The 7,444-nt window shown below is 59.3% G+C and carries 6 protein-coding genes; 3 read left to right on the top strand and 3 right to left on the bottom strand.

Going from position 1 to position 7,444, the window contains the following annotated elements; genetic code table 11:
- A partial coding sequence (locus tag A3K90_RS10220; protein WP_303682515.1) for a sensor histidine kinase KdpD occupies nucleotides 1-1,063 on the top strand: 1,063 nt, incomplete at its 5' end.
- A gap of 2 nt (nucleotides 1,064-1,065) precedes the next feature.
- Nucleotides 1,066-1,794 carry a response regulator transcription factor gene (locus A3K90_RS10215; RefSeq protein WP_303682514.1) on the top strand — a complete coding sequence of 243 codons (729 nt, stop codon included), beginning with the start codon at nucleotides 1,066-1,068 and terminating at the stop codon, nucleotides 1,792-1,794.
- 30 nt (nucleotides 1,795-1,824) lie between these two features.
- Here A3K90_RS10215 and A3K90_RS10210 read toward each other — a convergent pair whose 3' ends face one another.
- Nucleotides 1,825-4,095 (bottom strand): TolC family protein, encoded by a 2,271-nt coding sequence (locus A3K90_RS10210; protein ID WP_303682513.1) that lies wholly within the window; start codon nucleotides 4,093-4,095, stop codon nucleotides 1,825-1,827.
- Here A3K90_RS10210 and A3K90_RS10205 point away from each other — a divergent pair.
- Nucleotides 4,094-4,771, top strand: a complete 678-nt coding sequence (locus tag A3K90_RS10205; RefSeq protein WP_303682512.1) for a hypothetical protein — start codon at nucleotides 4,094-4,096, stop codon at nucleotides 4,769-4,771. The genes A3K90_RS10210 and A3K90_RS10205 overlap by 2 nt on opposite strands.
- Before the next feature lie 202 nt (nucleotides 4,772-4,973).
- Here A3K90_RS10205 and A3K90_RS10200 read toward each other — a convergent pair whose 3' ends face one another.
- Both A3K90_RS10200 and A3K90_RS10195 read right to left on the bottom strand, forming a co-directional pair.
- Nucleotides 4,974-6,512, bottom strand: coding sequence for a hypothetical protein (locus tag A3K90_RS10200; protein WP_303682511.1), 1,539 nt, complete (start codon nucleotides 6,510-6,512; stop codon nucleotides 4,974-4,976).
- 330 nt (nucleotides 6,513-6,842) lie between these two features.
- A complete protein-coding gene (locus A3K90_RS10195; protein ID WP_303682510.1) occupies nucleotides 6,843-7,124 on the bottom strand; it encodes a hypothetical protein in 282 nt (93 codons plus the stop codon).
- Between the last annotated feature and the right edge of the window lie 320 nt (nucleotides 7,125-7,444).

The raw sequence follows: 7,444 nt of genomic DNA, 5'->3' as shown, positions 1-7,444 counted from the left end.
AATAGTGCCTCTCGTCGTATGGTTCAGTTCAAGAATTGTCCTCCCTACAAGATCTTCCCGGGTGTTGTTTGTCTCTGCAACCGTCACCATATTTTCGGGCTTTACCGTATATTTCCTGCATCTTATGGGATTCTTCCCCGATAGCGTGTTCGCCTTCAATGCCCTGCAGGCATCATCCCTCATCTATGCGCTGCTGCTCCTGCCGGTGTTTGCCATCCGGGTCCAGAGTTCCCGCCAGCAGGCTATCGAGCAGTCCATACTGGTCACCAGAAATGCCGAGGCACTCTCGGAACGAATCAGCAGGGAACTTCGTGAACACACCGAACGCCTGGAGGTATCGATTCAGGCGGAACAATCAGCATCAGAGCGCATGGAGACCTTCCTGACAATGCTGGCACATGATTACCGCTCGCCGCTTTCCGTGATCTCCGGAAATCTTGATATTCTCAACAGATTGGCGCCTGAAGGAAACAGTGAAGCTGGCACTGAAATCGGCAAAATAAGGCACGCCGCCAAACGACTGGAGAAACTGATGGAGATATCACTGGTTCATGAACGGCTTCAGCAGCCCTCAGAGCCCGGCAGAGAAGAGTATATATGCGTTCATGAAGCCCTCAAGAGGGCAATCTCCGTGGCACAATCCCGCTGGCCCGAGAGAGGGTTCTTCCTTAGTGCATCCTCAGACGATGCATTTCTCTTCGGAGAACCCTCGCACTTTGATGCCGCCATCTTCAGCATATTCGACAATGCACACAGCTACTCCCCTCCGGGAAGCCCTGTCACCATCACCAGCACGGTTTCGAACGGACTCGTAGAGATAAACGTTAGCAATGCTGTCGAACTCCTGCCCGGAACTGATATGGAGGAGTTGTTCAAAAAGTATTACAGGGGAACCAATGCGGCAGGGACTGCCGGTGCAGGGGTAGGGCTGCCTGCAGCCCGAAACATCATTGAGCAGTACGGAGGGGAGGTGACGATGACAAAGACAGGGGAACTCTCGATCACAGTAACAATCAGCATACCTGTTGCCCGAAATAAAGAGTATAAAAACAACACGGAATAGGGATGAAAAACATACAGACTGAAAAAAACGGGAAAAGCATCCTCATTGTGGAGGATGACAGGGATCTGGCAGAAAGCATAGGCATGTACCTGGAACTTGAGGGATACCAGGTCACCACCGCCACCAACGCAATCAGCTGCTATGTGGAGCTTTACAATTCCACATTTGATCTTGCGCTGCTTGATCTTTCCCTTCCTGATCAGGACGGGCTCATACTCGCCCGCTACCTCCGCAACAACACCCAGACTGCCATCATGGTGCTCTCAGCCCGTTCCACCATTGAAGACCGGCGTATGGGCTACGATGCAGGAGCCCATGTATTCATTGCCAAACCGGTTGACTTCAAGGAGCTCGTTCAGTCGATAGCAGCACTTCTTGATTCCATAGCCAATGACAGTCAGACCCGGGAGGTCGCTGAAACGGAGCCTCAGGAAGAGCCATGGCTGATGCTTCGCAGTGACTGGGATCTGGTCTCACCCTCCGGATCGCATACGCATCTGACAGCAAAAGAGCGGGACCTGATTATTCTGTTCTCCGCACACTGCAATGAAATGATATCGAGAGAAAAAATTCTGAAGGCGCTTGGCTACACCAACAACGAATATGGCCACCGCTCACTGGAGTCCATACTGTACCGCCTGCGCAAAAAAACCTCGGATACGGGCACAAACCCAATCAAAACCTTTCATGGCAACGGGTACGGGTTCATGGCACCGCTGGTGGTTATTTGAGCAATCGGCAATGGAGGGGACCGGCAGGTCTCACATCTTCTTCCCCTCTCCCTTCGCCAATTCACCGATAAGGGAAAGAATCACGAAATGCTGGCGGTGGAGCTCCGCCTTGTAATCGAGGGTCCTGATGGCGGTATCGATCACCTGCTGCTGGGCCGCAACCAGGTCATTGAGGGGCCTGCGGCCTGCGAGGAACTGCTCCTCATAGGCTCGTTGTGTTTCCCGCTTGTGGTCGAGCTGGGCCTGCAGCGCCTTGTACTGCGGGATCAGCGCCTCACGGTTGGCATACGCACGCCTCAGAGCAAGTTCGACTGCACGCTGGGTGTTGTCGTACTCGGAACGGGCCCGCTCCATCTGGCTGCGGGTGCGGGCCTTGGTTGAGCTTTTCAGACCGCCGTCGAGGATATTGTGGCTCAGCTTCAGCCCCACGAACGAATCGTAATAATCACTCTCGTTGCGCGTGACGTCGTAGACTGTGAGGTTGGCCTCCACCTCAAGGCGGGGGTAGAGGGCGCCCCAGGCCGCCTTGTAGTCCGCGGCAGCCGCATCAACCAGAGCCTTCGAGCTCAAAAGGTCGGGGTTCTTTCGCAGAGCCGCATCCATCCCGCCCGACATGCTCATCGGGATGGGAGCGAAGACGTCAGGAAACGCGAGGACGACCGGCGTGCCACCGAACACCTCCTCATAGCGGGCACCAGCCTCTGCCCGCCGTCCTTCAAGCAGGACCACCTCGTTGCGAGCCTCGAAGACCCGGCTGTTCATCTGAAGCATTTCGCTCGGCGCGTCCCGCCCTGCATCAACTCTCGCGCGGATCATGTCGCGCAGCCGGCGCACCTCGGACAGGTTCTCCCTGGCGAACTCAAGCTGCTCCTGGAGCTTTGCAAGCTCGATCATCGTAGCCACCGCGCGGAGCGCAACCCCCTCCTCAGTCGACACCCGCCGCTCACGTGCCGCCAGAGAGCGGGCCATAGCGGCTTTTCCCCGCGACGAGGTCGCACCCCCGTCGAAAACCAGCTGACGCACTGTCAGGTTCGGGTTCAGGCGGATTTCGTCATCAACCGGAAGGTCTGAGACCGTCGCGTAGGGTTTGCCGTCACGGATCGATCGGCGCAGGTCGGTGTTCAGACCGAGCGACACCTGGGGATAGAGCTGAGCCTTTGCTTCCCCGATTGAAGAGATGCTCTCCTGCTCGGCATACTCCGCAGCACGCACCGAAGGGTGCCTGGCGACAGCCTCACCCACATGCCGGGACCACTCTTCAAGCTGCAGGCGCGCCACCTCGTTGCGGATGACGGGCATGCTTGAATCGAACACCGGAAGGGCGCCGTCCTCTGACTCGACAAGGGCCCAGGGGGCAAGGTCATGCGGCGGGGGCATCCCGGGCCTCGCGGGAGCCGGCTCGGGAGACGGAGCTTCGGGGCCGGGCTCCTCCGCAAGTGATTCGTCCTTGACGAGGATCTCCCGGGAAGGCGCTTCCTGCAATGCAGACGGAGGCTCCTGCACCACGCCGATCCGGAGTTCCTCCGGCAGCGCCACCGATTCTACCGACGGCTGGGGTTTCGGGGGTTCACCGTCCACCCTCGTTTCACTTTCGGCATCAGGAATCGCAACCCCGGCGACCGGTTCGGGGAGAGGCGCGCCAACAGGCCCGGGCATCGCTTCAGGGAGTGGCTCGCCCTCTTCCAGAACGACAGCCTCCGGTTCGGCTGCGACAGGCTCCGGAAGAAGAGGGGCAGGGAGAGGAGCAGCCGCCGGGGCACGCTCTGGGGAAGCAGCAGAAGCAGCTGAGGGTCCAGGGTCTGCCGGGACCGGCTCATCCGGCAGAGGAGCCGCTGCCAGAGCGGGCGCTGTCGCTGTGGCGACAGCATCAGGAACAGTTTTCTTTGCGCCTCCGTCCACGGAGGGCGCATCAGCCGAAGGCAACGGGACCGCCAGAACGGCGGCAGGCAGAGACTCAACCACAGCTGGTTCCAGCGCTGCAGGAGCCGCGGGAGCGGGCACGATCGGGGGCGGAGCCGGCAGAGAAGGCTGCATTGCAGCAACCCTCTTCGCAACAGGGGGCAACGGCTCAGCCTCAACGACTGCAGGTGTCGAAGGAGGCGAATCGAGCAGGAAGCTCCTGTGCAGAGACTCTTTCCTGACTGCCACATCGGACTTGGGAAGTGCCTGTACGACAGGTTCTTTCGTCGGCTGATTCACGACAACCGGCTTCAAGGGCTTAGCGTCAGGAAGTACACTGCCGGGCACCTCGACGACACTCTCTGCGGGAGCAGGAACAGGGGGCGCAGCGGAAGGGATCATGGCAGGCGGGAAAGCAGGGACGGGGTCCCGGGGCACGGGCTCAATAAGGAAACTCCCCCGCGCGGTTCTTCCAGAGCTCACGATGGGCTGTTCTGAAGGCGTGGAGACGGCAGCAGCGGTGGTGCCCGATACGGGCGATGCTGCGATGTCCGCCAGCTTCGGGGGAGCGGTGACGGGTGCCGGCTCAAATCGGGGGTCAAGACGTGGGGCCTCCGCCGCTTGCGATGGAGAAGGAGACCCAAGAAGAAAACTTCCGCTGCCCTTCTCAGTACGAGTGCCGGGTTGCAGTACCGGTACAGCCTCTTCAACAGGCTTCCGGGGAGGAGCGGGAAAAAGGGTTGTGGCCGTGACCGGCCTGATGGCAACCGGCTGCAGTGACGGGCTCTGTGTCGGTCCCGGTATCGGCCTCGATTTTACCCTCAAGCCGGCAGGCACCGGAGAGGGTGCAGCCGGACCGGAGCCGAGCAGGAAACTCCCCCGGTGGGGTTCACTCATGGCAGAACTTGAGCCGGGCGGTGGAGCGGACTGTACGGAAGCATTGAGAAACCCCGATCCCCGGCCATCAGGGTTCGATGCTGAAGGTAAGGGCTGTGGCTGCAAAGGTTCTCGGGAGGGCTGTTCAGGTCCGCCGAGCTTCGTCAGGAATGAAGGGGCAAAAAACAGGGACGAAGAGTGAGGAAAAGGAGATGGCCGCAAGGGCTCTTCCGCAGACACGGTACCCGGAACGCCCTTGAAGATGGCGAAAAAGAGAAGGAGGCTTGTGCCGGATTTTCTGAGGACTCTCTTCACTAGGGGGAGATCGGTGTCTTGCAGCGTTCAGTCGTGTCGATATGATGCGGCAGGGCCGCAGCTGCAGCCCTGATGTCGGGTTCACCTGTTCAACGCTGCTGCCGGGTGATTTCCAGCGCCTTGTTCCAGGCCGCCTGGGCGCCCTCGAAGTCGCCGGCGGCGTAGAGTTTGTTGCCCTGCTCCATCGCCGCTTTTGCAGCCTGCTCGACCTGTGACTTACGGACTTCTTCAACCTTCCGGCCGGGGATCTTGTGATCAAGGTACTGGCGGGCACCCCAGTGAGTCGCGTCAAGCGCGATGACCTCCCTGAACTTGCCGCCGGCATCCTCCAGACGACCGACGTCGTAGAGGGCAACACCGTCAGCATACAGCCCGGCAATCCTTGCCTGGAAGGCCTCGGCATCCTGGCGTTTGCGCTCTTCGGCAATGCGGACCTTGGCGGTGATCTTCGCCTTCAGGGCGACATCCTGGGTGAGCGCCATCGCATTCTGCCATGCCGCTCCGGCACCTGCCGCGTCACCGGCGGCATAGAGCCTGTTGGCCTCCAGATACACGGCCTCGGCCTTCTTTTCCACGGCGTCCCGGGCTGCGACCAGATCCCTGCGGCGGGGAATCATGACATCCATGTACTCCATAGCCTTGGCGTTCGTGGGGTCGAGGGTGAGCACTTCGCGGAACTTGGCCTCGGCATCCTCGAGCCGGTTGTCATCAAACAGGGCAGAACCCTCACTGTTGAGCCCGTCCACTTTCGAGTACAGCACGGCGATTTCAGTATCGAGCCTGCTGATGCGGGCAGCCATGCCCATTTTGGTCGCAGGGATCTCGGTGGTGTTGATCGCCTCCACCCAGGCAGCCCTCGTGCCAAGCAGGTCGCCGGAGCGGTAGAGTTTATTGCCACGCTCGAACGCCTCACCGGCCTTCTCTTCAGCCAGGGCTATGCGCTGCAGCCCCGCCCTGCGAACGGGAACGAGGGATCCCAGATACTCTCTTGCCTTGAGGTTCGAGGGGTCAAGCTTGAGCACCTCGCGGAACTTCGCTTCCGACTCGTCGAGCCGATCGGCCTTGAAAAGCGTCTCACCCTCGCCGTTAAGCAGGTTGATGCGCGACTGGACGGCCGCCTTCAGCTCCGTTGCCGCCGAGAGCGACAGATCTGTGAGCCACTCGGCTTTAGCTCCCTCTGCCGGCAGCACCGCAGCGCGCTCTTTCTGCAGTGCGGCCAGTTCCCTCCGCTCTTTGTCGAGCGCCTCACCCTCTGCGGTGCTATACTCCTGCCTGCGCCGGCTCTGCTCTTCGAGGTATGAGCGCATCTCGGGGCTCTGGGTTATTTCCAGCGCCTCTTTCAGTGCTTTTTTCGACCCATCCAGGTCTCCGGACTCGGCAAGCCGGACACCGCGGCCGAACGCCCTGCGGGCCTCGGCGTCAAGGGCAGCCTTGCGCTCGGCCTTCCTGCGCTCCTCAATAAGCGACTCGACCTTCCTGATGTTCTCCTCGGCCATCCTGCCGAGATCAGTCAGTGACACGGCAGGGGCCCCTCCGGTATTGACAGACTCTTCAGCCCGGGCTTGCAGGGATGCAGGAAGGGTAAGGATGCAGGCGCCCAAGAAGGCCCTGGCGATGATCGATTTCATTTCTGCAGCTCCAGCTTTGGTTCCATGATACATGCGTTCGACATCCGTTCATTATGGCAATCCTTCGGATCCCATTCAATGTTGCCCGAAAGGGGCAACTGCATCAAAGCACCGGAAGAAATTGAATGCGGGGGTGCTAGGGGACACGGGGACACCGCATAAAAAAAGAAAATATGGCATTGCTCTGCAACACACAAGCTACGCCATGACATACTTATAGTTTAATAATATACGCTAATTCATTTCCAATCGTGAATTCCTTCGGTGATTTCAAAAAAGCCTCACGAACCGGCAGCTCCATTGCTATACCGAGCACCCGCCGTCCTCTCTTTACCGCTGCTCCTGCACAATATCCAGAGCCTGTCTCCAGGCTGCCTTCGCACCCTCGTAGTCACCGGCTTCGTAGAGCTTGTTCCCCCGATCGTACGTAGCTCTTGCCAAGACTTCAGCTTCAGCTTTCCGCTGCAGTTCAGCTCTCCGGGCGGGAATCCGCGTGGCGAGGTATTCCTTGGCATCGGCGTTGAAGGCATCAAGGGAAAGCAGTTCCCTGAACTTCACTTCGGACGCATTGAGGCTGTCGCTCCCGAAAAGCGATAAAGACTCACTATGCAACGCCTGTATACGAGCAGTTTTCGTTCTGGCATTCTGGAGGCTGGTACTGATTTCGGCTGTCAGCTTGGCATCCTCGGCTATCCTTAAAGCTCCTTCCCAAGCCCCGATGGCCCCCGCAAGGTCGCCGGCCGAGTATTTGCCTGCACCTTCGTCATATGCTGCCCGGACCTGCTTCTCTACGGCCTCCCTACGCTCAAGTTCGGCTTTTCGGGCGGGAATCGAGTTGTTGAGGTAACCAGTCGCCGGACAATGTCAACGAAGATGACGCATTTTTTTGAAAAAAAACATTCACTTTTCAGCCGGGTTCAGCACCACTTCCC

The sequence above is a fragment of the Pelodictyon luteolum genome, assembly GCF_001622165.1.
GTDB classification, from domain to species: domain Bacteria; phylum Bacteroidota; class Chlorobiia; order Chlorobiales; family Chlorobiaceae; genus Chlorobium; species Chlorobium luteolum_B.
This window is presented reverse-complemented; position numbering and strand designations above follow the sequence as displayed.

Coding starts and splice junctions, on each gene's coding strand:
- A3K90_RS10205 (WP_303682512.1), top strand. CDS start 4,094: ATGGCAGGCGGGAAAGCAGGGACGGGGTCCCGGGGCACGGGCTCAATA.
- A3K90_RS10210 (WP_303682513.1), bottom strand. CDS start 4,095: ATGATCCCTTCCGCTGCGCCCCCTGTTCCTGCTCCCGCAGAGAGTGTC.
- A3K90_RS10200 (WP_303682511.1), bottom strand. CDS start 6,512: ATGAAATCGATCATCGCCAGGGCCTTCTTGGGCGCCTGCATCCTTACC.
- A3K90_RS10215 (WP_303682514.1), top strand. CDS start 1,066: ATGAAAAACATACAGACTGAAAAAAACGGGAAAAGCATCCTCATTGTG.